The organism is Pseudomonas sp. D1-36 (assembly GCF_051132205.1).
Taxonomy (GTDB): domain Bacteria; phylum Pseudomonadota; class Gammaproteobacteria; order Pseudomonadales; family Pseudomonadaceae; genus Aquipseudomonas.
Genome location: NZ_CP071674.1, coordinates 3,925,446 through 3,948,214 on the forward strand (window position 1 = coordinate 3,925,446; position 22,769 = coordinate 3,948,214).

Annotated in this window: 18 protein-coding genes and 1 pseudogene; 7 read left to right on the top strand and 12 right to left on the bottom strand. The window is 61.9% G+C overall.

Going from position 1 to position 22,769, the window contains the following annotated elements; translation table 11 throughout:
- Window positions 1-10: 10 nt before the first annotated feature.
- The 6 genes from J3P76_RS17375 to J3P76_RS17400 all read right to left on the bottom strand — a co-directional run bounded on the left by J3P76_RS17375 (window position 11) and on the right by J3P76_RS17400 (window position 7,161).
- Window positions 11-2,470 carry an EAL domain-containing protein gene (locus J3P76_RS17375; RefSeq protein ID WP_420767905.1) on the bottom strand — a complete coding sequence of 820 codons (2,460 nt, stop codon included), beginning with the start codon at window positions 2,468-2,470 and terminating at the stop codon, window positions 11-13.
- 190 nt (window positions 2,471-2,660) lie between these two features.
- On the bottom strand, window positions 2,661-4,490 hold the full coding sequence (locus J3P76_RS17380; RefSeq protein ID WP_434701038.1) for an ABC transporter ATP-binding protein: 1,830 nt from the start codon (window positions 4,488-4,490) through the stop codon (window positions 2,661-2,663).
- Entirely contained in the window at window positions 4,483-5,085 is a 603-nt protein-coding gene (locus J3P76_RS17385) for a DsbA family protein (RefSeq protein ID WP_434611540.1), read from the bottom strand. The genes J3P76_RS17380 and J3P76_RS17385 overlap by 8 nt, the downstream gene beginning before the upstream one ends.
- A 36-nt stretch (window positions 5,086-5,121) precedes the next feature.
- Window positions 5,122-6,063, bottom strand: a complete 942-nt coding sequence (locus J3P76_RS17390; protein WP_420767907.1) for a rhodanese-related sulfurtransferase — start codon at window positions 6,061-6,063, stop codon at window positions 5,122-5,124.
- Window positions 6,064-6,326: 263 nt separating this feature from the next.
- A complete protein-coding gene (locus J3P76_RS17395) occupies window positions 6,327-6,626 on the bottom strand; it encodes a BolA family protein (protein WP_420767908.1) in 300 nt (99 codons plus the stop codon).
- Window positions 6,627-6,639: 13 nt separating this feature from the next.
- Window positions 6,640-7,161: a DUF2059 domain-containing protein gene (locus J3P76_RS17400; protein WP_420767909.1), complete on the bottom strand. Its 522-nt coding sequence runs from the start codon at window positions 7,159-7,161 to the stop codon at window positions 6,640-6,642.
- 202 nt (window positions 7,162-7,363) lie between these two features.
- Here J3P76_RS17400 and J3P76_RS17405 point away from each other — a divergent pair, with 202 nt between their 5' ends.
- Window positions 7,364-8,758, top strand: a complete 1,395-nt coding sequence (locus tag J3P76_RS17405) for a class II fumarate hydratase (protein WP_030141034.1) — start codon at window positions 7,364-7,366, stop codon at window positions 8,756-8,758.
- 170 nt (window positions 8,759-8,928) lie between these two features.
- On the opposite strand, the gene J3P76_RS17410 is transcribed toward J3P76_RS17405, so the two are convergent.
- Entirely contained in the window at window positions 8,929-9,891 is a 963-nt protein-coding gene (locus tag J3P76_RS17410; RefSeq protein ID WP_420767914.1) for a DMT family transporter, read from the bottom strand.
- Between the two features lie 190 nt (window positions 9,892-10,081).
- On the opposite strand from J3P76_RS17410, the pseudogene J3P76_RS17415 reads away from it, so the two are divergent.
- Window positions 10,082-10,276, top strand: a pseudogene (locus tag J3P76_RS17415) (DUF6316 family protein); the annotation flags it as partial.
- Window positions 10,277-10,424: 148 nt separating this feature from the next.
- Here J3P76_RS17415 and J3P76_RS17420 read toward each other — a convergent pair.
- A complete protein-coding gene (locus J3P76_RS17420; RefSeq protein WP_434610322.1) occupies window positions 10,425-11,609 on the bottom strand; it encodes a thiolase family protein in 1,185 nt (394 codons plus the stop codon).
- A 104-nt stretch (window positions 11,610-11,713) separates the two neighbouring features.
- Complete coding sequence (pap, locus tag J3P76_RS17425) at window positions 11,714-13,225, bottom strand: polyphosphate:AMP phosphotransferase (RefSeq protein ID WP_434563044.1); 1,512 nt, start codon at window positions 13,223-13,225, stop codon at window positions 11,714-11,716.
- A gap of 150 nt (window positions 13,226-13,375) precedes the next feature.
- Between pap and mnmC the strand changes: the two genes are divergently transcribed.
- The 5 genes from mnmC to J3P76_RS17450 all read left to right on the top strand — a co-directional run bounded on the left by mnmC (window position 13,376) and on the right by J3P76_RS17450 (window position 20,939).
- Window positions 13,376-15,358, top strand: a complete 1,983-nt coding sequence (gene mnmC, locus J3P76_RS17430) for a bifunctional tRNA (5-methylaminomethyl-2-thiouridine)(34)-methyltransferase MnmD/FAD-dependent 5-carboxymethylaminomethyl-2-thiouridine(34) oxidoreductase MnmC (protein ID WP_434701039.1) — start codon at window positions 13,376-13,378, stop codon at window positions 15,356-15,358.
- A 286-nt stretch (window positions 15,359-15,644) separates the two neighbouring features.
- A complete protein-coding gene (locus tag J3P76_RS17435; RefSeq protein WP_434675161.1) occupies window positions 15,645-17,417 on the top strand; it encodes an N-acetylglutaminylglutamine amidotransferase in 1,773 nt (590 codons plus the stop codon).
- Window positions 17,418-17,420: 3 nt separating this feature from the next.
- On the top strand, window positions 17,421-19,166 hold the full coding sequence (gene ngg, locus J3P76_RS17440) for an N-acetylglutaminylglutamine synthetase (RefSeq protein WP_420767886.1): 1,746 nt from the start codon (window positions 17,421-17,423) through the stop codon (window positions 19,164-19,166).
- 175 nt (window positions 19,167-19,341) lie between these two features.
- Window positions 19,342-20,532, top strand: coding sequence for an osmoprotectant NAGGN system M42 family peptidase (locus J3P76_RS17445; RefSeq protein WP_420767887.1), 1,191 nt, complete (start codon window positions 19,342-19,344; stop codon window positions 20,530-20,532).
- A 179-nt stretch (window positions 20,533-20,711) separates the two neighbouring features.
- Window positions 20,712-20,939 (top strand): YheU family protein, encoded by a 228-nt coding sequence (locus J3P76_RS17450; protein WP_024778700.1) that lies wholly within the window; start codon window positions 20,712-20,714, stop codon window positions 20,937-20,939.
- Here J3P76_RS17450 and csrA read toward each other — a convergent pair.
- The 3 genes from csrA to J3P76_RS17465 all read right to left on the bottom strand — a co-directional run bounded on the left by csrA (window position 20,928) and on the right by J3P76_RS17465 (window position 22,482).
- On the bottom strand, window positions 20,928-21,128 hold the full coding sequence (gene csrA / locus J3P76_RS17455) for a carbon storage regulator CsrA (protein WP_420767888.1): 201 nt from the start codon (window positions 21,126-21,128) through the stop codon (window positions 20,928-20,930). The genes J3P76_RS17450 and csrA overlap by 12 nt on opposite strands.
- A 148-nt stretch (window positions 21,129-21,276) precedes the next feature.
- On the bottom strand, window positions 21,277-21,609 hold the full coding sequence (locus J3P76_RS17460) for a YnfA family protein (protein WP_434563038.1): 333 nt from the start codon (window positions 21,607-21,609) through the stop codon (window positions 21,277-21,279).
- A gap of 57 nt (window positions 21,610-21,666) precedes the next feature.
- Complete coding sequence (locus tag J3P76_RS17465) at window positions 21,667-22,482, bottom strand: SDR family oxidoreductase (RefSeq protein WP_434610309.1); 816 nt, start codon at window positions 22,480-22,482, stop codon at window positions 21,667-21,669.
- Between the last annotated feature and the right edge of the window lie 287 nt (window positions 22,483-22,769).

Sequence of the window (22,769 nt, forward strand, 5' to 3'; positions counted from 1 at the left end):
AACAAGAGTTTCAGCGGAACGTGCCGGGGGCCTTGAATAACAACGGCTGGGGCCTGGCCGGCCTGCACTGCAATGTGTCACAGGTAAACATTTGTGGACGCTCGATAACATACCCCTGAGCGTAATCCACGCCAATCTCAAGCAATGCCTGTTCGATCTGTACCGTTTCTACGAACTCGGCAATCGTACGCTTACCCATGACGTGGCCGATATGATTGATCACTTCGACCATTGCCCGGTTAATCGGGTCGTCCAGCATATCCTTTACGAAACTCCCATCGATCTTCAGGAAGTCTACAGGTAAATGTTTCAAGTAAGCGAATGAAGACATTCCGGCACAAAAGTCATCCAGGGAAAAGTAACAACCCAAGCCTTTGAGTTCATTGATAAAGCGGATCGCACTGCCCAGATTGGAAATTGCACTGGTCTCGGTAATTTCAAAACAAATCATTTCTGGTGGGATGGCGTACGTCTCAAACTGTTTACGCAGGAAGTCCAGGAATGCCTGATCTCCTATAGTCGTGCCTGACAGATTAATCGCACACATTGCCAACGGACCCCGCCTTGATTCGTTCAGGCACTGGCGAATGATCCTGAAAACATTCTCCACTACCCAACGGTCCAGCGAAGTCATCAGGCCATAACGTTCCGCCGCCGGGATGAAACTGTCCGGCAGGATCATCCGGCCCGCCTCGTCATGCAGGCGCAACAGGATTTCAATGTGACCGCCGCCATGGTCACCGGGACCCAATGCGGCAATTTCCTGGGCGTAGAGACAGAAGCGATTTTCTTCCAGGGCCATATGCAGGCGCTGGACCCAGGCCATCTCGCCGAAACGCAGGGACAGTTCCGAATCGTCGGCATGGTAGACCTGGACCCGGTTGCGCCCTTTTTCCTTGGCCATGTAGCACGCCATGTCCGCGGCCCGCAGGGACGCCTCCAGCGTGGTCGGACTCTGGGCGATGTGCACGAGGCCAATGCTCACGGTGGTCACGAATGGCCGACCTTTCCATACAAAATGCAGGTTCTGTACGGTCTGGCGCAGACCTTCGGCAATTTTTTCCGCCGCGTCCGGCGAACAGTTTTCCAACAAGATGCCGAACTCATCCCCGCCCAGCCGGGCCAATGTATCGTTTTCCCGCAACCCCGATTGCAGCAGCGCGCAAATATGGCGCAGCAACTCGTCACCCGCGGCATGACCGCACGTGTCGTTGACCAGCTTGAACTGATCCAGGTCGAGAAACATCAAGGCGTGGCGGCCCACTTGCCGAGTGAGGTTATGCAGGGCCTGTTCGAGGCGGTATTCGAATTCGCGACGGTTCGCCAGGCCGGTCAATGCATCGTGCGTGGCCTGCCAGGACAGGTTGGCGATGTACTGCCGCTCCTGGGTCATGTCGTGCAACACCAGCACCGCGCCGCTGACCTTGCCCGCGTGGCGGATCGGCGCACCGACCAGCGTGACCGACACGGTACTGCCGTCCAGCCTCTGGATCAGCTTGGAATGTTCGCTGCCGCCGCCAAGCCGCCCGCTGAGGATATGCTCGATCAATGTCAGCCCCTCGGTCTGGGCATTGTCGTCGAGCAGATTGAACAGCGCCGCCAGGGGCAGCCCCGCCGCATGCTCGGCTTTCCAGTGCGTCATCGCTTCGGCCGCGGGGTTCATGTAGGCAATGGCGCCTTCAACGTCGGTGGTGATCACCCCGTCGCCGATCGATTGCAGGGTGATCTGCGCCCGCTCCTTCTCTAACTGCAGCGCGTTGGCGAAGACTTGTCGCTGGGCCAGCAATTTATGCGTGCGCAACAGCGCCAGCACGATCAGCCCCAGGGCCGTGGCGAAGTTGGTCACGAGCAACAGGCGCAGGATGAACCGCGACCCCTCGCCCAGCGCATCGCTGAAAGCCTTGGCGGCCGGCGTCACCGAATCGTTGATCGCGAAAATCTGCGCTTTCCAGCCTCGCACGTCGTTTTCCGTCACCTCCCCCGCCGTGATGCTGCGGTGCATTTGTCGCGCGACATTATCCAGCTCGGTGAGGTAGCCATCGCCCACTGTCCAGAGGTCGATGGCTTCTTCCAGGTAACTGAAGTGGCGAAAGTTGAGGTACAGCCAGATCAGGCTGGAAACGTCGTCCGGATGATTCCCGCCCTGGAGGATCCCGGCCCGCGCCGCTTCCAGGTCCGGCGGTTGGCGGTCGAGGGCCACGCGAAGGTCATGGCCGCCCTCAGGCACGGCGATGGCCTGTTGGTATTTGCGGAAAATCGATTCGTCACGGCTGTCGGCATACAAATTGAGGTAATAAATGGCGTCTTTCTGGCCCTTGGACCAAAGACTTTCCCCCGCCACATATCCGCGTACCGCAGACAAGACATACAGGCTGACGCCGCCAAGCAATGCTTGAAATAGCACAACGGCAATAAAGGGCCAGACAATGCCCAACAATCGTGGCGTTCCGAGAGTCCGCTTTTGCTTCATGAGGTCCCTTGCACAAGCATTGCCAATGAGCACCCGCGAGAATTCCGCTCCAGATTCCACAGCCTAGGCTAGTTTTCGATCCTTCGAACGAATGGATCACGGGATCGCTTGGCTTGGGGTGGAGATTCGGACGAATCGGGGGCTCTGGCTGATTTTTTTCCGATACTAAGCACAGAAAAGCAAAGGAAACTCAAGGTCGCTGTATTTGTTGCAAGTGACCATAGAGTCGAGCGTACAAACCACCCTCGGCAATCAGTTGCAGATGGTCGCCGTCTTCGGCGATTTGCCCGCCGTCGAATACCAATACCCGGTCGGCCTGTTTCACCGCCGATAATCGGTGGGCGATGATCAAGGTGGTGCGCCCGTGCAGGAACTTCGCCAATGCCTGGTGCAGGTTATATTCGGTGGCGGCGTCCAGCGCCGATGTGGCTTCATCGAGAATCACCACCCGGGGATCGGCCAGGACCATGCGCGCAATCGCCAGTCGCTGACGCTGCCCGCCCGACAACCTCACCCCGGATCGACCCACAACACTCTCCAGCCCCATGGGCAGCGCCCGCACTGTCGATTCGAGCTGGGCGATCGCCAGTGCTCGCCAGCAATCCTCATCGCTGCAGTCGCGACCCATGGACAAATTGGCCCGCACCGTGTCGTTGAACAGCGCGGGGTGCTGAAGCACCACCGCGACATTTTCCCGGATGGTTTCCAGGCCGATTTCCTGTTGGCTCGCGCCCCCGAACCGAATACTGCCGGCCTGTGGCGTATAGAGCCCCAACAGCAGTTGCACCAGGGTGCTTTTTCCGCCACCGCTGGCCCCGACGATTGCGACCTTTTCCCCCGGCGAGATGGACAGGTTCATCTGATCGAGCACCCGCTCCTCGCCGTAGCCAAAACTGAGCCCCTGAATGTCGATGCCTACCGTGTCCCGCCCTTTGAATGGGTCGACGCCACCGTCGTACTGAGGCTCATCGGCGCGGGCCAGCAATTCGTTGATGCGATTCAAGGCGCCGGACGCCGCGTAATAGGCGTATTGCAGGTTCAGCAGTTGCTCGACTGGGCCAATCATGAACCACAAGTAGCTGAACACCGCGAGCATCTGGCCCACGGACAGGTCCGAAAACAACACGGTGAGCATGGCCGCGGCGCGGAAAATGTCGATGCCGAACTGGAACAGCAGGCCACTGGCACGGTTCGAGGCGTCGGTTTTCCATTGTGAATTCACCGCGTAGTCCCGGACATCCCGGGCACGCATCCCCAATCGTCCGAGGAAAAATCCCTGGCGGTTACCGGCGCGTACTTCCTGGATGGCATCCAGGGTTTCAGTCAGCGCCTGGGTGAAACGCGAGGTGCTGTCGTTTTCCAGCTTCTTCAGGTGCTTGACCCGCTTGCCCAGTTGCACCGTGGCGTAGATCACCAACGGATTGAACAACAGGATCAGCAGCGCCAGCTTCCAGTGCATGCACATCAGGATCCCGGCGGTGCCCACCAGGGTCAGCATGGCCACCAGGAACCGGCTAAGGGTTTCGCCGACGAACTTGTCCAGGGTGTCCAGGTCGGTGACCAGATGGGTGGTCACGGTGCCGCTGCCCAGGCTTTCGTATTCGCCGAGGGAAATGCGTTTGAGGCGTTCAATCAGCCGGATACGGATGCGATAGACGATGTCCTTGGCCAGGCTGGCGAATAAACGGGCCTGCAAGACGTTGAACAGCAATGCGCCGCAACGCAGTGCCAACGTCACGAGCAGCATCAACCCAATGTAGCCGGCCGCACTCTGCCAGGCCGCCGGCAGCGCATGATTCATGACCTTCAATGCCGCGTCGCCATGACCCAGCAAGACTTCGTCCACGAGCAACGGCAGCAACAACGGGATGGGTACGCTGCACAGCGTCGCCAGCACGGCAACGCCGTTGGCGATCCACAGGGCTTTTTTGTGCTTGAGGGCCAGGCGACGGATTTCCGCCCAGCTCAACCGATCGATGCGCCGCGTGGCGGATACGCCATCACCGGGCAGGTCAGGCACAGGCCGCGCGCTCCAACCAGCGGCCCAGCAGCGGGGCCAACTGATCCAAAGGTTGGTAGCCGTTGGTCAGCAAGGCCAATTGGCCGTCCCGTTCGGCCAGCAGCGTGGGGAATCCGGCGATGCCCAGGTCTTGTACCCAAGTGAAGTCAGCGGCCGTGGCGGCATGTTGATCGGCGCGATCGAAGGCGGCGGCAAACTCGATGCGAGGCAGCCCGGCCTGCTCCGCCAGTTCCACCAGGACGCTGGCGTGGGTCACGTCGCGACCCTGTGCATAAAAAGCCCGCTGGATCAGCTTCATCAGCGTCCAGGCCATGTCCGGCGCCAGGCTGCGGGCCGTCACCAGCGCGCGGCAAGCGGGCTCGGTGTCGTAGACAAAACCGTCCGGTAGCGCACCCTCGAGCTTGAACGGCTGGCCGGTGGCCTGGGTGACCGCCTGCCAGTGTTCCAAGATGTAGCGCCGAGTCGTCGGCTCCAAGGCCGAACCGCTGCCAGTGCGCAAGCCGCCCACCACCAGGTGCAATTCCACGCCCGCGGCCTGCGCCTGCTCGGCCAACGCCTCGGCCACCGGCGCGAAGCCCCAGCACCAGGAACACATCGGGTCCATCACATACAGCAGGCGCGACGCCATGGCTCAAGCCTCGGAAGGTGTTTGCTTGTAGTTGTAGCCGATCGGGTGCGGCATGTTGCGGGCCTTGGCCAGTTCGATCTGCTTTTGCCGGTCGATGGCGCTGCGGCGGGTCTTCTCGCTCAGCTTGTCCCAGCAGTGCGGGCAACTGATCCCGGGCACGTAGTGCTCGGAGGCGCGATCTTCAACGCTCACCGGCGTACGGCATGCATGACATTGATCGTAGTCGCCTTCGCTGAGATCGTGGCGCACGGTCACGCGGTTATCGAATACAAAGCAGTCGCCGCGCCATTTGGTTTCTTCCTGGGGCACCTCTTCAAGGTATTTCAGGATGCCGCCCTTGAGGTGATAGACCTCGTCGAAACCTTGGCCAAGCATATAGCTCGACGCTTTTTCACAACGAATGCCACCGGTGCAGAACATCGCCACTTTCTTGTGCCGGGTTGGGTCGAAGTGGGCTTTGATGTAGTCGGGGAACTCTCGGAAGCTGGTGGTCTTGGGATCGATGGCGCCTTCGAAGGTGCCGATGGCCACTTCGTAGTCATTGCGCGTGTCGATCAGCAGGACTTCCGGATCGCTGATCAAGGCGTTCCAGTCTTGCGGCTCGACATAGGTGCCAACCTGCTTGTTCGGGTCCACGCCGTCGACGCCGAGGGTGACGATTTCTTTCTTGAGCTTGACCTTGGTGCGGTAGAACGGCTGCTCGTCGCAGTACGACTCCTTGTGGTCGATATCATCCATGCGCGGGTCGTTCTTGAGCCAGGCCATCAATCCGTCAATCCCTTCGCGGGTGCCGGAAACGGTGCCGTTGATGCCTTCTTCGGCGATCAACAACGTGCCTTTGATGCCGTTGTCGAGCATCGCCTTGAGCAGGGGCTCGCGCAGCTCGACGTAATCTTCCAGGGTGACGAACTTATACAGTGCCGCCACGACAATGGGTGGTGTCATGGGTATTTCTCCAGGTGGCTACCCTCGCAAAGGGTGAACCGGATGCGAAAAAAAACGCGCCGGGTAAGCGGCGCGGTGCGGATTCTAGCAAAAACATATGTATTGCAGGGCTGCAATTGCAAGGCCGGACACTGCCCTGTGGCGAGGGGATTTATCCCCGCTCGGCTGCGAAGCAGGCGCCAGGCTTCCTTCCGGATGGGCCTGCTTCGCAGGCCAGCGGGGATGAATCCCCTCGCCACAACGAGCTACTTCACCCATGACAATCAGTGCTTGCTGCCTCCGGCACAGGTCGGCGAAGCCGGGGCCGCGTCGATCTGGGCCCATTCTTGCGGCGTGTAGGTGTGCAGCGCCAGTGCATGGAATTCGCCCATCAATTCGCCCAGCGTGCCGTAGACCATCTGGTGACGCTTGACCCGATTGAGCCCCTCGAACTGTCGGCTGACCACGACCGCCTTGAAGTGGGTCTGCAACCCACGGCTGTGCATGTGGCTTTCGTCCAGCACTTGCAAGTGCTCGGGCTGCAGAAGCCCAAGGGTCGATTCAATGCGTTGTTGCATGCTCATGCCGGGGCTCCGCTTATGGCTTTTTCTTGGCCGGGGCAGCGGCTTTCGGCTCGAGCTCGGCGGTCATGTCCGCCAGCAGCTTGTTGACCACCGGCACCGCGCTTTCCAGCTTGGCCTGGGTCAGTTGCGCCGATTGCTGGGTCAGCTGGGGCATTTTTTCCAGGACTTTCTTGCCCAGGGGAGACTGATAGAAGGACACCAGTTCCTTGAGCTCCGATTCGCTGAAGTTGCTGGTGTAGAGCTTGACCATGTCCGGCTTGAGCTTGTTCCAGCCGATGGCCTGGTCCAGCGCGGCATTGGCCTTGGCCTGGTAGGTCTCCAGCGTGGCCTTTTTCGACTCGGGAGCTTTGGTCTGCTCGAAGCGCTGGGCAAACATCTGCTGTACTTGCATGTAGACGGGGGTACCCAGCTTGTCGGCATGCGCCAGGGTCAGGAACGCTTCGGCACTGGCGTTGTGGCTGGCGGTATCGGCGAAGACAGGGCCGCTGGCACACACCAGAGCAACGGCGGTACAGATGGCACGAAGACGGGTCATCGAGTTTCCTTTTCTAACAGGCGAGGTAAAACCCCAAGGGCGACCATTCTGCGCCTAATAAACGCCGGGGCTCAACCCCGACCCTTGGCGGGGCCGATTGACGGACAGAACCGCGCGCCCCTAGATTGAGGGGTGATTGAGGGAACCGCTGGCGCCCACCAGGGCCTAAACTGCGCATTCAGACCTACAGGAGTTTGACCCGATGAGCCGTATTGAAACCGACAGCCTTGGCCAGGTTGAAGTCCCGGATGAAGCCTATTGGGGCGCACAGACACAGCGCTCCATGATCAACTTTGCCATCGGCAACGAACGCATGCCGCTGTCGGTGTTGCACGCTTTGGCGCTGGTCAAAAAAGCCGCCGCGCGGGTCAACGACCGCAACGGTGACCTGCCCGCCGACATCGCCCGCCTGATAGAGCAGGCCGCCGACGAGGTGCTGGCCGGCCAGCATGACGACCAGTTTCCTCTGGTGGTCTGGCAGACCGGCAGCGGGACCCAGAGCAACATGAACGTCAACGAGGTCATCGCCGGGCGCGCCAATGAGCTGGCGGGCAACCCGCGAGGCGGCAAGAGCCCGGTTCACCCCAACGACCACGTCAACCGTTCCCAGAGTTCCAACGACTGCTTCCCCACCGCGATGCACATCGCCGCCGCCCAAGCCGTCTACCAGCAATTGCTGCCGGCCATCAGCGAGTTGTCGGGTGGTCTCGCGGAACTGGCGGCGCGCCATATGAAGCTGGTCAAGACCGGCCGTACCCACATGATGGACGCCACGCCGATCACGTTCGGCCAGGAACTGTCCGCGTTCATCGCCCAACTCGATTATGCCGAACGAGCGATCCGCGCCGCCTTGCCGGCCGTCTGCGAGCTGGCCCAGGGCGGCACGGCGGTGGGCACAGGGCTCAATTCCCCCCATGGTTTTGGCGAAGCGATTGCCGCTGAGTTGGCGGCGCTGTCCGGCTTGCCCTTCGTTACCGCGCCGAACAAGTTCGCTGCGCTGGCGGGCCATGAGCCGCTGACCACATTGTCCGGCGCGCTGAAGACCCTGGCCGTGACCCTGATGAAAATCGCCAACGACCTTCGCCTGCTGGGTTCCGGGCCGCGAGCGGGGTTTGCCGAGGTGAAATTGCCGGCCAACGAGCCGGGCAGTTCCATCATGCCTGGCAAGGTCAACCCGACCCAGTGCGAAGCCTTGTCGATGCTCGCCTGCCAAGTCCTGGGCAACGACGTGGCCATCGGTTTCGCCGCCAGCCAGGGTCACTTGCAGCTGAACGTGTTCAAGCCGGTGATCATCCACAACCTGCTGCAATCGATCCGCCTGCTGGCCGATGGCTGCAGCAACTTCCAACAGCATTGCATCGCCGGCCTCGAACCGGATGCCGAGCAGATGGCGGCGCACCTGGAACGCGGATTGATGCTAGTGACGGCGCTGAACCCGCACATCGGCTACGACAAGTCGGCGGAAATCGCCAAGAAAGCCTACAGCGAGGGGCTGACCCTGCGGGAGGCCGCGTTGCAGCTGGGGTACCTGACCGATGAGGAGTTCGAGGCCTGGGTCCGGCCGGAGAACATGCTGGAGGCCGGTGGGCAGGGTTGAGTTTGTTGTCCTGAAGGCCGCCATCGCGAGCAGGCTCGCTCCCACAGGGGCCGGTGTGGGCCTTGATGTCGAGTCCACAGACGAACCCATGTGGGAGCGAGCCTGCTCGCGATGGCGCCAGCAGGCTCGACATCACCATACATGACACCCACATACGCTCCCTCAGCGATCTAGCGACCCACCGCCAAACGCTCGCGCCGGGCCCTGAGCCCGGCGATGAGCGATGGTCCCAACGCCACCAGCGCGGACCCCAGCACGACCAACACCGCCCCGCCATACCCCAAAACATTGATCTGTTCGGCATGGACATACTCGGGCCACCACCAGGCGGCCATCGCCACGGCGGCGAACGTCACCAGCGGCGTGATCGCCAGGGTCGCGCTGACCCGCGAGGCTTCCCAATGGGCCAGCGCCTCGGCAAACGCACCATAAGCGATCAACGTGTTGAGGCAACAGGCGAGCAACAGCCAGCCCTGCAATGGGGTCAGTTGCAACGCCTCCAGCGGATGAACCCAAGGCGTGAGCAACAACGCGCAGAACAGGTAGATCACCATCATCACTTGCAATGAATTCCAGACCGTCAGCAGTTGCTTCTGGCCCAGGGCATAAAACGTCCAGACCGTCGACGCAGACAGCACCAGCAAGACCCCGGCGGTGTAGTCGCTCAACGACGTCAGCAACTCGGTGAGACGCTGGTTGAAGAACAGCGCAAAACCAATCAGCAACACCAGCAGGCCAATGCCCTGCCCCACGCTGAAACGCTCCTTGAATACAAACAGACTGGCGACCAGCAGCATGATCGGCCCCATCTGCACCACCAGTTGCGCCGTACCGGGACTCAAGCGGTTCAGGCCCATCAGGTACAGGACGTAGTTACCCACCAGCCCCAACACCGCCATCACCACCAGCCAGCCGCCACGCGGGCCGAGCACCTTGCGGCTGGGCAGGCGCCGTGTCGCCGCCAGGTACACGAAGAGCAACCCGCCGGACACCGTCAGCCGAAACCAGGTCACCGTCACCGGATCCATCACTTGCAGCACTTGCTTGAGCTTGATCGGCAGGATTCCCCACAACAGGGCGGTCAACAAAGCCAGAAGAAGCCCGTAGACCCAGCGACCGGACGATATGTGCATGCAACCCTCGAAGCCCTCGATATGAACGCCCATTCTAGGCTCGGATCGATCGGTGGCACAGGCACAATCGGGCATTTGGCGCCGACGCAATTGTACGGGTCGCTAGCCGTCGATCGGCTGGACAGGCGCAAACCTGCGACACCACATATGCTCAATTGAGACAACCACGCAGCCCCCATGGAGACCCGAAATGCCAGGAACGCGCGCAAACGATACAGACGCCCCCAAGACAGTATTCCGCAGTGACCGGATCTGCCGGGTGAATGGCGAATTTTATTTCAATACGCGCGAAGGCACCCAGGAAGGTCCGTTCGAAACTCGTGAGGCGGCGGAGCAGGAGATTGCGGCATACATCCAACGGATGCAGAAGTTGCCCAAGGTGGCTGAACAGTTTGCAGCTCCCGTGGCGAGGGAGCTTGCTCCCGCTGGGCCGCAAAGCGGCCCTTCTATGGTTCATACCCAGTAAAAAGGGGCAACTGCTTCGCAGCCGAGTGGGAGCAAGCGCCCTCGCCACGAAGCTCCTGAGGCGGCGCTTATCGCACCGCCTCGAACAACCCCGTCGCCCCCATCCCGCCGCCCACGCACATGGTCACGACGCCATAGCGCAGGTTGCGCCGTTGCAACTCCCGCACCAGATGCCCCACTTGCCGCGAGCCGGTCATGCCGAACGGGTGACCGATGGAAATCGAGCCGCCGTTGACGTTGTATTTCTCGTTATCGATTTCCAACCGGTTGCGACTGTAGAGGCATTGGGAGGCAAACGCTTCGTTGAGCTCCCACAGATCGATGTCGCCAATCTGTAGTCCCTTGGCCTTGAGCAACCTGGGCACCGAGAACACCGGGCCGATGCCCATCTCGTCCGGCTCGCAACCGGCGACGGTAAAGCCGCGAAAAAACGCCTTGGGTTTGAGTCCCAGGGCCAGGGCTTTTTCCAGGCTCATCACCAGCGTCATCGAGGCGCCATCGGACAGTTGGGAAGAGTTGCCCGCCGTTACCGAACCGTCCTCGGCAAACACCGGCTTCAAGCCGGCCAGGCTTTCGTAGGTGGTATCGGGGCGGTTGCAGTCATCGCGGTCAACCACACCGTCCAGAATCTGAACCGCGCCGGTGTTCTTGTCCTCGACCCGGTACTTGACCGTCATCGGCACGATTTCATCGTTGAACAGCCCTTCGGCCTGGGCCCGGGCCGTGCGCTGCTGGCTCTGCAAGGCGTAGCGGTCCTGCTCCTCGCGGCTCACCTGATAACGGCGCGCGACGACCTCGGCAGTCTGACCCATGGGGAAGTAGATTCCCGGCACCTGTTCCTTGAGCAATGGATTGATCAGGTTGTCGGTGTTGACGCTCTTCATCGTCAGGCTGATGGATTCGACGCCGCCGGCGACGATGATCTCGCTGCAACCCGAGGCGATCTGGTTGGCGGCAATCGCGATGGCTTGCAGGCCCGAGGAGCAGAAACGGTTGAGGGTCATCCCGGCGGTGCCGATGCCCAGTTGCGAGAGCACCGCCACGTTACGCCCGATGTTGAAGCCTTGGGCGCCTTCGTTGGAACCGGCGCCGACGATGCAATCCTCGACACTGGCCGGGTCGATGTCGTTACGCGCCAGCAACGCATTGACGCAATGCGCCGCCATGTCGTCCGGACGGGTCATGTTGAACTTGCCGCGAAAGGACTTGGCCAATCCGGTCCGTACGCTGTCGACGATCACCACTTCACGCATGGCGGCACCTCATTGTTGTTATCGGTTAAGAGTGGATTCGAGGATAAATCCACCGCATAACCGAACGCGACAATCATTCACCCCGCGTATGCGTGCCCATCGTGCTAGCTCTTTTTCCGCGCTTGCCTGGCGGAACGCTCGAACGCGGCCTCCAGCGCGTCATTGAGCGTGCGCAACACCTTGACCCGGGCCCAGCGCTTGTCATTGGCCTCCACCAGCGTCCAGGGCGCGATCTCGGTGCTGGTGCGATCGACCATGTCACAGACCGCCGAGCGATAGGCGTCCCACTTGTCCCGGTTGCGCCAGTCGTCCTCGGTGATCTTGAAGCGTTTGAAGGGGATTTCCTCCCGCTCCTGGAAGCGCTCCAGCTGCGTTTCCTTGTCGATCGCCAGCCAGAACTTCACCACCACCACGCCGGCATCGGCCAGCTGTTCCTCGAAATCATTGATTTCGCCGTAGGCCCGCAGCCAGTCGGCGCGGCTGCAAAAGCCTTCGACCCGCTCCACCAGCACCCGGCCGTACCAGGAGCGATCGAACATGGTGAACTTGCCCCGGGCCGGAATATGTCGCCAGAACCGCCACATGTAGGGGTGGGCACGTTCTTCCTCGGTGGGCGCGGCAATCGGCACGATGCTGTACTGGCGCGGATCGAGCGCCGCCGCGACCCGGCGGATGGCACCGCCCTTGCCCGCCGCGTCGTTGCCTTCGAACACGGCCACCAGGGCATGCCGGCGCATGCGCTTGTCGCGCAGCAGGCCGGCGAAGCGGGCCTGCTCGGTGATCAACTGTTCTTCGTAGTCGGCCTTGTCCAGACGTAGCGTCATGTCCAGGCTATCGATCAAGGTCACCTGGTCATCCAGCGCTGGCAACGGCGCCACGTTGACCTTGGCCGCCTTGACCTTCGGCCGATCCAAGGCCTGGCGCAAGCCTTCGAGCAAGATGCGTCCGACCGCAAGGCTGCGATAACAAGCATCCACCCCTTCGATCACATGCCACGGCGCGTAATCGCGACTGGTGCGGCGCAGCACGCGCTCGCCGTACTTGACGAACTTGTCGTAGGTCTTCGACTGCTGCCAGTCCAGCGGGCTGATGCGCCAGCTGTGCAGCGGATCGTCCTTGAGGCTTTTGAGGCGGGCCTTCATCTGTTTCTTGGACAGGTGAAACCAGAACTTGAAGATCAGCGCGCCCTCATCGCAGAGCATTTTCTCCAGGCGTTCGGCACCGTTGATCCCCTGGTCGAGCCGCGGGTCCTTGAACTCGCCGTGGACCCGCCCTTGCAGCATCTGGCTGTACCAGTTACCGAAAAAAATCCCCATGCGCCCCTTGGCCGGCAGCATCCGCCAATAGCGCCAGGCCGGCGGCCGCGCCAGCTCCTCGTCAGTCTGCTGGTCGAAGGTGCGGACCTCGATCAATCGCGGATCCATCCACTCGTTGAGCAACTTCACCGTCTCGCCCTTACCCGCGCCTTCGATGCCGTTGATCAGTACGATGACCGGGAAACGCCCCTGCTGGTGCAGCTCGTATTGCGCTTCGAGCAACGCTTCGCGCAGTGCCGGGACTTCAGCCTCATAGGTTTCTTTATCAACGACGTGACCGATTTCGGCGGACTCGAACATGGGCAGCTCCTTCAAGGAATGGGGCAAGACTAGCGGATTGGATGCGCGCCTGCGCAGCAGATTCCTTCCGCGTGCGGGCACCCTTGCCTTGGATCAAGCAACGCCTTGCCGATCGGCTAGAATGGCGCCTTCATTTTCGCCGAGCCCGTCATGACGCCCATTCAACACCACGCCCAACTCGACTGGGACGACCAGGGTCGCCCCCGCTCCCGGGTGTTCAACGATGTCTATTTCTCCGACCAGTCGGGCCTGGAAGAAACCCGCTACGTGTTCTTGCAACAGAACAACCTCGCCGAGCGTTTCGCCGGGCTGGCGGAGGGCGGGCGGCTGGTGATCGGTGAAACCGGGTTTGGTACCGGGTTGAATTTCCTCTGCGCCTGGCAGTTGTTCGAGCAATGCGCACCGGCCGGGGCACGGCTGCATTTTGTCAGCGTCGAGAAGTCTCCCCTGAGCCCCGAGGACCTGCGCCGGGCCCTGGCCTTATGGCCCGAGCTCAAAGTCCAGGCCGATCAATTGCTCGGGCAGTACGTGGCGATCCACCCAGGTTTCCAGCGCCTGACCCTGGCGAGCGGCCGGGTCACCCTGACGTTGTTGATTGGCGATGCCCTGGAGCAATTGCCGCAACTGGATGGGCGGATCGACGCCTGGTTCCTCGACGGTTTCGCCCCGGCGAAAAACCCCGAGATGTGGAGCGCCGAGCTGTTCGCCGAGCTGGCGCGACTGGCCGCGCCGGGGGCTACCCTCAGCACCTTCACCAGCACCGGCTGGGTGCGGCGCCGGTTGAACGCGGCGGGTTTCAAGATGAAGCGCACGCCAGGCATCGGCCATAAATGGGAGATTCTTCGCGGCGTGTTCCTCGGTTGGCCGGAGCAGACGCCGTCACCCGCGCCGATCAAGCCCTGGTACGCCCGGCCCGCGCCGCATACCGGCGAGCGGCGGGCCTTGGTCATCGGCGGCGGACTGGCCGGTTGCGCCAGCGCGGCCAGCCTCGCGGCCCGTGGCTGGCACGTGACCTTGCTGGAGCGTCACGCTGGGTTGGCCGAGGAAGCGTCCGGTAATCCCCAGGGCGTGCTGTACCTCAAGCTGTCGGCCCACGGCACGGCGCTGTCGCAGATGATCCTCAGCGGTTTCGGCTACACGCGGCGCGTGCTCGAACACCTGCAGCGCAGCCTCGACTGGGACGGCTGCGGTGTCCTGCAATTGGCCTTCGATGCCAAGGAAGCCGAGCGCCAGGCGCGCTTGGCCGAGGCCTTTGCGGGCAGTCTGTTGAAGGTGCTTGATCGCGATGAGGCCGAGGCGCAAGCCGGCATTGGTTTGCCCAGCGGGGGCCTGTTTTATCCCGAGGGCGGCTGGGTGCATCCGCCAGCGCTGTGTCGCTGGCAGGCTTCGAACCCGGCGATTACCTTGCAGCCACACCATGAAGTGTTGGAACTGCGGCGTGTCGACGGCCAATGGCAGGCCTGGGACGGCGAACGTTGCGTGGCCAGCGCACCGGTGGCGATCCTCGCCAGCGCGGCCGAGATCAAACGTTTCGAGCCTGCCGCCGAGCTGCCCCTCAAGCGCATTCGCGGGCAGATCACTCGCCTGCCGCAAACCACCCGCAGCCAGCGCCTGGCAACGGTGGTCTGTGCCGAAGGCTACGTGGCGCCGCCGCGAATGGGCGAGCACACGTTGGGCGCCAGTTTCGATTTTCACAGCGACGACCTGACCCCCACCGCCGCCGAGCATGCCGGCAACCTTAAGATGCTCGAAGATATTTCCGTGGACCTGGTAGACCGGCTCAACGCCAAAGCGCTGGACCCAGCGCAACTGGAAGGCCGCGCGGCGTTTCGCTGTACCAGCCCGGACTACCTGCCAATCGTCGGGCCACTGGCCGATCACTCCGCCTTCATCGAGGCGTATTCGGTTCTGGCCAAGGACGCCCGTCAAGTGCCCGACGCCCCCTGCCCCTGGCTCGACGGCCTGTACGTCAACAGCGGCCACGGCTCCCGAGGCCTGATCACCGCGCCGCTGTCGGGCGAGCTGATCGCCGCGTGGCTGGAGAACGAACCGCTGCCCCTGCCGCGAAGCGTGGCCGAGGCCTGTCATCCCAACCGATTTGCGTTACGGGCGTTGATTCGGGGCAAGGCCTGACGGACTTTGACGATTCGCCACATTCTCCTGTGGGAGCGAGCCTGCTCGCGAAAGCGGTGGTTCAACCGGCTTAGAAGTTGGCTGAACCACCGCCTTCGCGAGCAGGCTCGCTCCCACAAGGTCTAGTTTTTCCTGGACAAATGTCGCAAGACCCACAGCCTCCATCCGTCGGCTTATAACGCATCGATATAAAACTCACAGCCATCCCTCCGGTCAGTTTCAGAGTACCCGCCCTTTTGGCGTGTATGGCTTGACCCCTCCCCAACGGAAAAACCGGTAAGGACTTATGTGCGGATTAGCTGGTGAGTTACGTTTCGATCAACACCCTGCGGACCTTGCGGCCGTAGAGCGCATCACCCATCACTTGGCCCCTCGCGGCCCCGACGCGTGGGGCTTTCATAGCCAGGGCCCAATTGCCCTTGGCCATCGACGCCTGAAAATCATGGACCTGTCCGACGGCTCGGCCCAGCCGATGATCGACAATCAACTGGGCCTGTCACTGGCGTTCAACGGCGCGATCTACAACTACCCGGAATTGCGGGCCGAACTCGAAGGCCTGGGCTACGCCTTTCATTCGGGCGGCGACACCGAAGTGCTGCTCAAGGGCTATCACGCCTGGGGCGAAGCTCTGCTGCCCAAGCTCAACGGCATGTTCGCCTTCGCCATCTGGGAGCGCGACGCCAAGCGGCTGTTCATCGCCCGTGACCGTCTCGGCGTGAAGCCGCTGTACCTGTCTCGCACCGGCCAGCGCCTGCGCTTCGCCTCGGCATTGCCGGCATTGCTCAAGGGCGGCGACATCAACCCGGTGCTCGACCCGGTCGCGCTGAATCACTACCTCAATTTCCACGCGGTCGTCCCGGCGCCTCGCACCTTGCTGGCTGGTATCGAGAAGTTGCCCCCGGCCACTTGGATGCGTGTCGAGGCGGATGGCAGCACTGAGCAGAAAACCTGGTGGACGCTGCCCTACGGTCCCCGGCCCGACGAGCAGAACCTCAACCTGGAAGACTGGATCGAGCGTGTATTGGACAGCACCCGCGAAGCGGTCGCCATCCGCCAGCGCGCCGCCGTCGATGTCGGCGTGCTGCTGTCGGGCGGCGTGGACTCGAGCATGCTCGTGGGCCTGCTGCGCGAAGTCGGCGTTGACGACCTGTCCACCTTCTCCATCGGCTTCCAGGACGCCGGCGGTGAGCGCGGCGACGAGTTTCAATATTCAGACCTGATCGCCAAGCACTACGGCACCCGCCACCATCAGTTGCGCATCGACGAAAAAGAAATCATTGAACAGTTGCCCGCCGCGTTCCGCGCCATGAGTGAACCGATGGTGAGCCACGACTGCATCGCCTTCTACCTGCTCTCGCGGGAAGTGGCCAAGCACTGCAAAGTGGTTCAGAGCGGCCAGGGCGCCGATGAGTTGTTCGCCGGTTACCATTGGTATCCGCAAGTGGATGGCGCCAGCGACCCGTATGCGGCCTATCGCGCGGCGTTCTTCGACCGCACTTACGAGGAGTATGCCGCCACCGTTCAACCCAAATGGCTGACGGCCAACGATGCCGCCGGAGACTTCGTCAAGGAGCACTTCGACCAGCCGGGCGCCGATGCCGCCGTCGACAAGGCCTTGCGCCTGGACAGCACGGTGATGCTGGTGGACGACCCGGTCAAGCGCGTCGACAACATGACCATGGCCTGGGGCCTGGAAGCACGCACACCGTTCCTCGACTACCGTCTGGTGGAGCTTTCCGCTCGGGTGCCGGCCAAATTCAAGCTCCCCGAGGGCGGCAAGCACGTGCTCAAGGAAGCGGCACGCCGGGTGATCCCGAGCGAGGTCATCGACCGCAAGAAAGGCTATTTCCCGGTGCCGGGCCTCAAGCACCTTGAAGGCAACACCCTGGCCTGGGTCCGTGAACTGCTGCTGGATCCGAGCCAGGATCGCGGCCTGTTCAACCCGACCATGCTTGATCGCCTGCTGACCGACCCCAACGGCCAGCTGACGCCGTTGCGCGGTTCGCGGCTGTGGCAATTGGCAGCGCTGAACCTGTGGCTCAGCGAGCAAGGAATCTGACCGATGAAACCCCATTCCACCCTCCACAACCAACGACTCTTGCGCGGCCAACCGCCGTCCTACGAACGCTTGCAGGCACGCCTGGCCGAAGACGGCAGCGAACTCAATGCCGCCCCCATCGCCGTGCATTGCGGCTGGGGCCGGCTGCTGATCGGCCATACGTTCCCGGACCCGGCGACCCTGGCCCAGGAACTGCTCAACGAACAACCCGGCGAACGGGACATCGCCCTGTACGTCGCCGCGCCCCAGCAAGTGCTGGGGCTGGAGCCGGCGCACCTGTTTCTCGATCCGTCCGACACCCTGCGCCTGTGGTTCAGCGATTACCGACAAGCCACGCGAGTATTCCGCGGTTTCCGGATCCGCCGCGCCCAGAACGACAGCGACTGGCAGGCCATCAACCAGCTGTACCAGGCTCGCGGCATGCTGCCCATCGACCCGGAGCGATTGACACCGCGCCATCAAGGTGGCCCGGTCTACTGGCTGGCCGAGGACGACGACACCGGCGCGGTGATTGGCAGCGTGATGGGCCTCAATCACCAGAAAGCCTTCAACGATCCAGAAAACGGCAGCAGTCTCTGGTGCCTGGCGGTGGACCCACAGTGTTCACGCCCCGGCGTTGGCGAGGTGCTGGTGCGCCACCTCATCGAGCATTTCATGAGCCGGGGCTTGAGCTACCTCGACCTGTCGGTACTGCACGATAATCGGATGGCGAAAAACCTCTATGCCAAACTCGGTTTCCGCAGCCTCCAGACCTTCGCCATCAAGCGCAAGAATGGCATCAACCAGCCGTTGTTCCTTGGGCCCGGCCCCGAGGCGCAATTCAACCCCTATGCGCGGATCATCGTCGAGGAAGCGCATCGTCGCGGCATCGAAGTGCAAGTGGACGACGCCGAGGCCGGCCTGTTCACCCTGATGCACGGCAGCCGCCGGATTCGCTGCCGGGAATCGCTGAGCGACCTGACCAGCGCAATCAGCATGACGCTGTGCCAGAACAAGAGCCTGACCCACAAAGTGCTGAAAAACGCTGGCCTGAACCTGCCGGCCCAACAGCTGGCGGGCAATGCCGACGACAACCTGGCGTTTCTCGATGAGCATGAACGGGTGGTCGTGAAGCCGTTGGACGGCGAACAGGGCCAAGGCGTGGCGGTGGACCTGCGCACGATCGAAGAAGTACAGGCCGCCATCGAAGCTGCCCGGCGGTTTGACAGCCGGGTATTGCTAGAAAGCTTCCACGAAGGGTTGGACTTGCGAATCCTCGTGATCGGTTTTGAAGTGGTGGCCGCGGCAATCCGTCGCCCGGCCGAGGTAATCGGCGACGGGCAGCACACCATCGGCGCGCTCATCGAAGCCCAGAGCCGACGGCGCCAGGCCGCTACCGGCGGTGAGAGCAAGATCCCGATGGATGCCGAAACCGAGCGCACCTTGAGCGCGGCCGGTTATGCCTACGATAGCGTGCTGCCCAAGGGTGAGCATCTGTTCGTACGGCGCACGGCGAACCTGCATACCGGTGGCGTCCTGGAGGACGTGACCGCCATCCTCCATCCGACCCTGGCCGATGCGGCGGTTCGTGCAGCACGGGCCCTGGACATCCCGATGGTCGGCCTGGACCTGCTCGTCCCGGCGGCTGATCAACCGGAATACGTGTTCATCGAAGCCAACGAACGCGCCGGGCTGGCCAATCACGAACCGCAACCCACCGCAGAGCGTTTTGTGGACTTGTTGTTTCCCCATAGCCAAGCGGTGGTCTGAGATTTCTGTGGCGAGGGAGCTTGCTCCCGCTGGGCCGGGCCGGCCACCAGCGCGAGGCGGCCCTGCTGACTCACTTAGTGCTCCGATTTGAGCTCAAGGCGACTGCTTCGCAGTCGAGCGGGAGCAAGCTCCCTCGCCACGGGTCTCTCGTTCCAATATTTCGCGAGGAGTTTCCATGATCAGTAAGATTCCCGAACCGAATCTCGAATACCTGCAGAAAGTCTTGCTGGAAATGCTCGCCATTCCCAGCCCTACCGGTTTCACCGACACCATTGTCCGTTACGTCGCCGAGCGCCTCGAAGAGCTGGGCATTCCTTTCGAAATGACCCGGCGCGGTACCATTCGCGCCACCCTCAAGGGCCGCAAAAGCAGCCCCGACCGCGCGGTCTCGGCGCACCTGGACACCATTGGCGCCTCGGTCCGGGCCATCAAGGACAACGGTCGCCTGACACTGGCGCCCGTGGGTTGCTGGTCGAGCCGGTTTGCCGAGGGCAGCCGGGTCAGCCTGTTTACCGATACGGGCGTGATTCGCGGCAGCGTCCTGCCGTTGATGGCGTCCGGTCACGCGTTCAATACCGCCGTGGATGAAATGCCCATCAGTTGGGACCACATCGAACTGCGCCTGGATGCCTACTGCGCCACCCGCGCCGATTGCGAGACCCTGGGCGTGGGCATCGGCGACTACGTGGCCTTCGATCCCTTGCCCGAATTCACCGAAAGCGGCCATATCAGCGCCCGTCACCTGGATGACAAGGCCGGGGTCGCCGCGTTGTTGGCGGCGCTGAAGGCCATCGTCGACAGCGGCGAAGAGCTGCTGATCGATTGCCATCCGCTGTTCACCATCACCGAGGAGACCGGCAGCGGCGCGGCCGCCGCGCTGCCCTGGGACGTCAGTGAGTTCGTCGGGATCGACATCGCACCGGTCGCGCCGGGCCAGCACTCCAGCGAACACGCCGTAAGCGTGGCGATGCAGGATTCCGGCGGCCCTTACGACTACCATCTGTCGCGGCACTTATTGAAACTGGCCAAGGAAAACGAACTGCCGGCGCGCCGTGACCTGTTTCGCTACTACTTCAGTGACGCCCATTCCGCGATCACCGCCGGCCACGACATCCGCACCGCCCTGCTCGCTTTCGGCTGCGACGCCACCCATGGCTACGAACGCACCCACATCGACAGTCTGGCGGCTCTCAGCCGTCTGCTCGGCGCCTACATCCTCAGCCCGCCGGTGTTTGCCAGCGATGCGCAACCGGCCCAGGGTTCACTGGACCGCTTCAGCCATCAGATCGAACACGATGCACAAATGGAAAGCGACACCCGGGTGCCTTCTGTGGACAGCCTGATTGGGCAGCGTTCCGATAGCTGATCCCACATGCTCACAATTCCATCAAGAACACGCTCGCTCCCACGACAGACTTCAATGCACTGAGGCCCTGTGGGAGCGAGCTTGCTCGCGATGAAGCCAGAGCAGACATGAGAAACCCCGGGCTAGCCGCCACAGCTCATCCGCCGTAGCATCCGCCCAATATTTAGCGGAGCCCTATCATGCTGATCCCCCACGACCAACTCGAAGTCGACACCCTCACCCGCCTGATCGAGGATTTCGTCACCCGTGACGGGACCGACAATGGCGACGACACGCCTTTGGAAACCCGCGTCCTGCGGGTCCGCCAGGCCCTGACCAAAGGCCAGGCAATGATTGTCTTCGATCCGGAAAGCGAACAATGCCAATTGATGCTCAAGCACGACGTGCCCAAGCATCTATTCGATTGAACAGGCCTTGCGTGCCGCCTGGGCCTTTTTTCTCTGAATCTTGTCGTAGATTTCGGAACGATGCACTTCGACGTGTCGAGGCGCCTCCACGCCGAAACGCACGGTGCTGCCGCTGACCGACAGCACGCGCACGGAAATATTGTCACCGATGGAAATCAACTCGCCCACTGCGCGGCTTAATACGAGCATGGTTCTTGTCCTTAAGAGTGTCTGGACCTTGACCATGCCCGGCCTGTTTTCCATGCACAAGATACCGGCGCGAATTCAGTATTCCCCTACACATCGGGATCCTTGTAACTGAAGGAAATGTCCTGCAAAAAACGTTTATCGAAGCCGATCAAGGTCCCGTGAATCGCGGCCCGAAGAGAATTATTCCCGCCCCCATTACACAGAGCGCCACGCCGATCCAGTCGGAAGCCAGCGGCCGCGCGCGCTCGATGACCGCCAGCCAGCCGATGGACGCGACGATATAGATCCCACCATAGGCGGCATAGGCGCGACCGGCATACGTGGCTTCGATACGAGTCAGCAACAGGGCGAACAATGTCAGGCTGAGTAACGCCGGCGCGATCCACCAGGCGCTCTTGCCCTGGCGCAACCACATCCAGAAGGCATAGCACCCGGCGATTTCAAAGAGCGCGGCAAGGAAAAACCATAGGTAATTGAGCATGGAGCGGTCCATCAGGAGGGCACGAGGCGCCATCCTGATGGATGCCGGGAAGGCAGGTCAACTTGGGGAGTGTCGCGCCTTGGCGCGCATTTTGTCTGCCATGGCGGTCATTTCGTCGTAGAGCAGCTGTGGGTTTTTCTGCTTCAACGTCCAGGCCGCGCGCCCCTGTTCGTGGGGCAGGATCATGAACTGGCCCTCGGCAACGTGCTGGTAGATGTAGTCGGCGATGTCAGCGGCACTGATCGGCGAGCTCTCCAGCAATTTACCGACCTGGGCTTTCATGGCGGGAGTCGGCCCGCGGAACGAGTCCAGCAGGTTGGTCTGGAAGAACGACGGGCAGACCACGTGCACACCGATTTCCTGCTGCGCCAGTTCGATCAGCAGGCTTTCCGACAACGCCACCACGCCGGCCTTGGCCACGTTGTAGTTGCTCATGGCCGGGCCTTGCATCAGGGCCGCCATGGAGGCGATGTTGATGATTTTGCCACGGCTTTTTTCCAGCAGTGGCAGGAACGCCTTGCAGCCCTTGACCACCCCCATCAGGTTGATCGCGATCTGCCAGTCCCAATCCTCGAGGGACAGTTCGCTGAAGAATCCACCCGACGCCACGCCAGCGTTGTTGACGATGATGTCGATGCCGCCAAGTTTTTCTTCGCAAGCCTGGGCAAACGCGGTGAGCTGGCTGTAGTCACGCACGTCGCAACGTTGCACAAAGCCGTCGCCGCCCGCTTCGCGAACCAGCCTGAGGGTTTCCTGCAGGCCCGGTTCACTGACGTCAGACAAGGCCAGGCGCCAGCCTTCGCGGGCCCAGCGCAGCGCGATTTCGCGACCCAGGCCAGAGCCAGCACCGGTGATCATCATGCGATTTTGCATAGGGAAACAGCCTTGTTGTTCCGGGAGAGATGGGCCGAGTGTAGCGAAGGAGCCGGCCCGACCCACGTTCCATCATCTTGCTGAATGGCGAGGGCAAACCATGACAGTTGATGGGTTTGAAACCTTGGCAAGAGATGGCGTCAACCCGCGCGCAATGGCGACGACAAAAAACTTTGAATTTTTTACAGGACGTTACGGTCGGAGCTTATAAGCCGCCCGGATTTAATGCATGCGCGCTGGCAGTTGAAAGTTTCATCACTCCAGAACTGACCAATAAGGAAATCAAC

Coding starts and splice junctions, on each gene's coding strand:
- J3P76_RS17460 (WP_434563038.1), bottom strand. CDS start 21,609: ATGCTCAATTACCTATGGTTTTTCCTTGCCGCGCTCTTTGAAATCGCC.
- J3P76_RS17385 (WP_434611540.1), bottom strand. CDS start 5,085: ATGTGTTCCTGGTGCTGGGGCTTCGCGCCGGTGGCCGAGGCGTTGGCC.
- J3P76_RS17405 (WP_030141034.1), top strand. CDS start 7,364: ATGAGCCGTATTGAAACCGACAGCCTTGGCCAGGTTGAAGTCCCGGAT.
- J3P76_RS17435 (WP_434675161.1), top strand. CDS start 15,645: ATGTGCGGATTAGCTGGTGAGTTACGTTTCGATCAACACCCTGCGGAC.
- ngg (WP_420767886.1), top strand. CDS start 17,421: ATGAAACCCCATTCCACCCTCCACAACCAACGACTCTTGCGCGGCCAA.
- csrA (WP_420767888.1), bottom strand. CDS start 21,128: ATGCTCGTATTAAGCCGCGCAGTGGGCGAGTTGATTTCCATCGGTGAC.
- J3P76_RS17450 (WP_024778700.1), top strand. CDS start 20,712: ATGCTGATCCCCCACGACCAACTCGAAGTCGACACCCTCACCCGCCTG.
- J3P76_RS17445 (WP_420767887.1), top strand. CDS start 19,342: ATGATCAGTAAGATTCCCGAACCGAATCTCGAATACCTGCAGAAAGTC.
- J3P76_RS17400 (WP_420767909.1), bottom strand. CDS start 7,161: ATGACCCGTCTTCGTGCCATCTGTACCGCCGTTGCTCTGGTGTGTGCC.
- J3P76_RS17465 (WP_434610309.1), bottom strand. CDS start 22,482: ATGCAAAATCGCATGATGATCACCGGTGCTGGCTCTGGCCTGGGTCGC.
- J3P76_RS17410 (WP_420767914.1), bottom strand. CDS start 9,891: ATGCACATATCGTCCGGTCGCTGGGTCTACGGGCTTCTTCTGGCTTTG.
- mnmC (WP_434701039.1), top strand. CDS start 13,376: ATGACGCCCATTCAACACCACGCCCAACTCGACTGGGACGACCAGGGT.
- pap (WP_434563044.1), bottom strand. CDS start 13,225: ATGTTCGAGTCCGCCGAAATCGGTCACGTCGTTGATAAAGAAACCTAT.
- J3P76_RS17390 (WP_420767907.1), bottom strand. CDS start 6,063: ATGACACCACCCATTGTCGTGGCGGCACTGTATAAGTTCGTCACCCTG.
- J3P76_RS17395 (WP_420767908.1), bottom strand. CDS start 6,626: ATGAGCATGCAACAACGCATTGAATCGACCCTTGGGCTTCTGCAGCCC.
- J3P76_RS17375 (WP_420767905.1), bottom strand. CDS start 2,470: ATGAAGCAAAAGCGGACTCTCGGAACGCCACGATTGTTGGGCATTGTC.
- J3P76_RS17420 (WP_434610322.1), bottom strand. CDS start 11,609: ATGCGTGAAGTGGTGATCGTCGACAGCGTACGGACCGGATTGGCCAAG.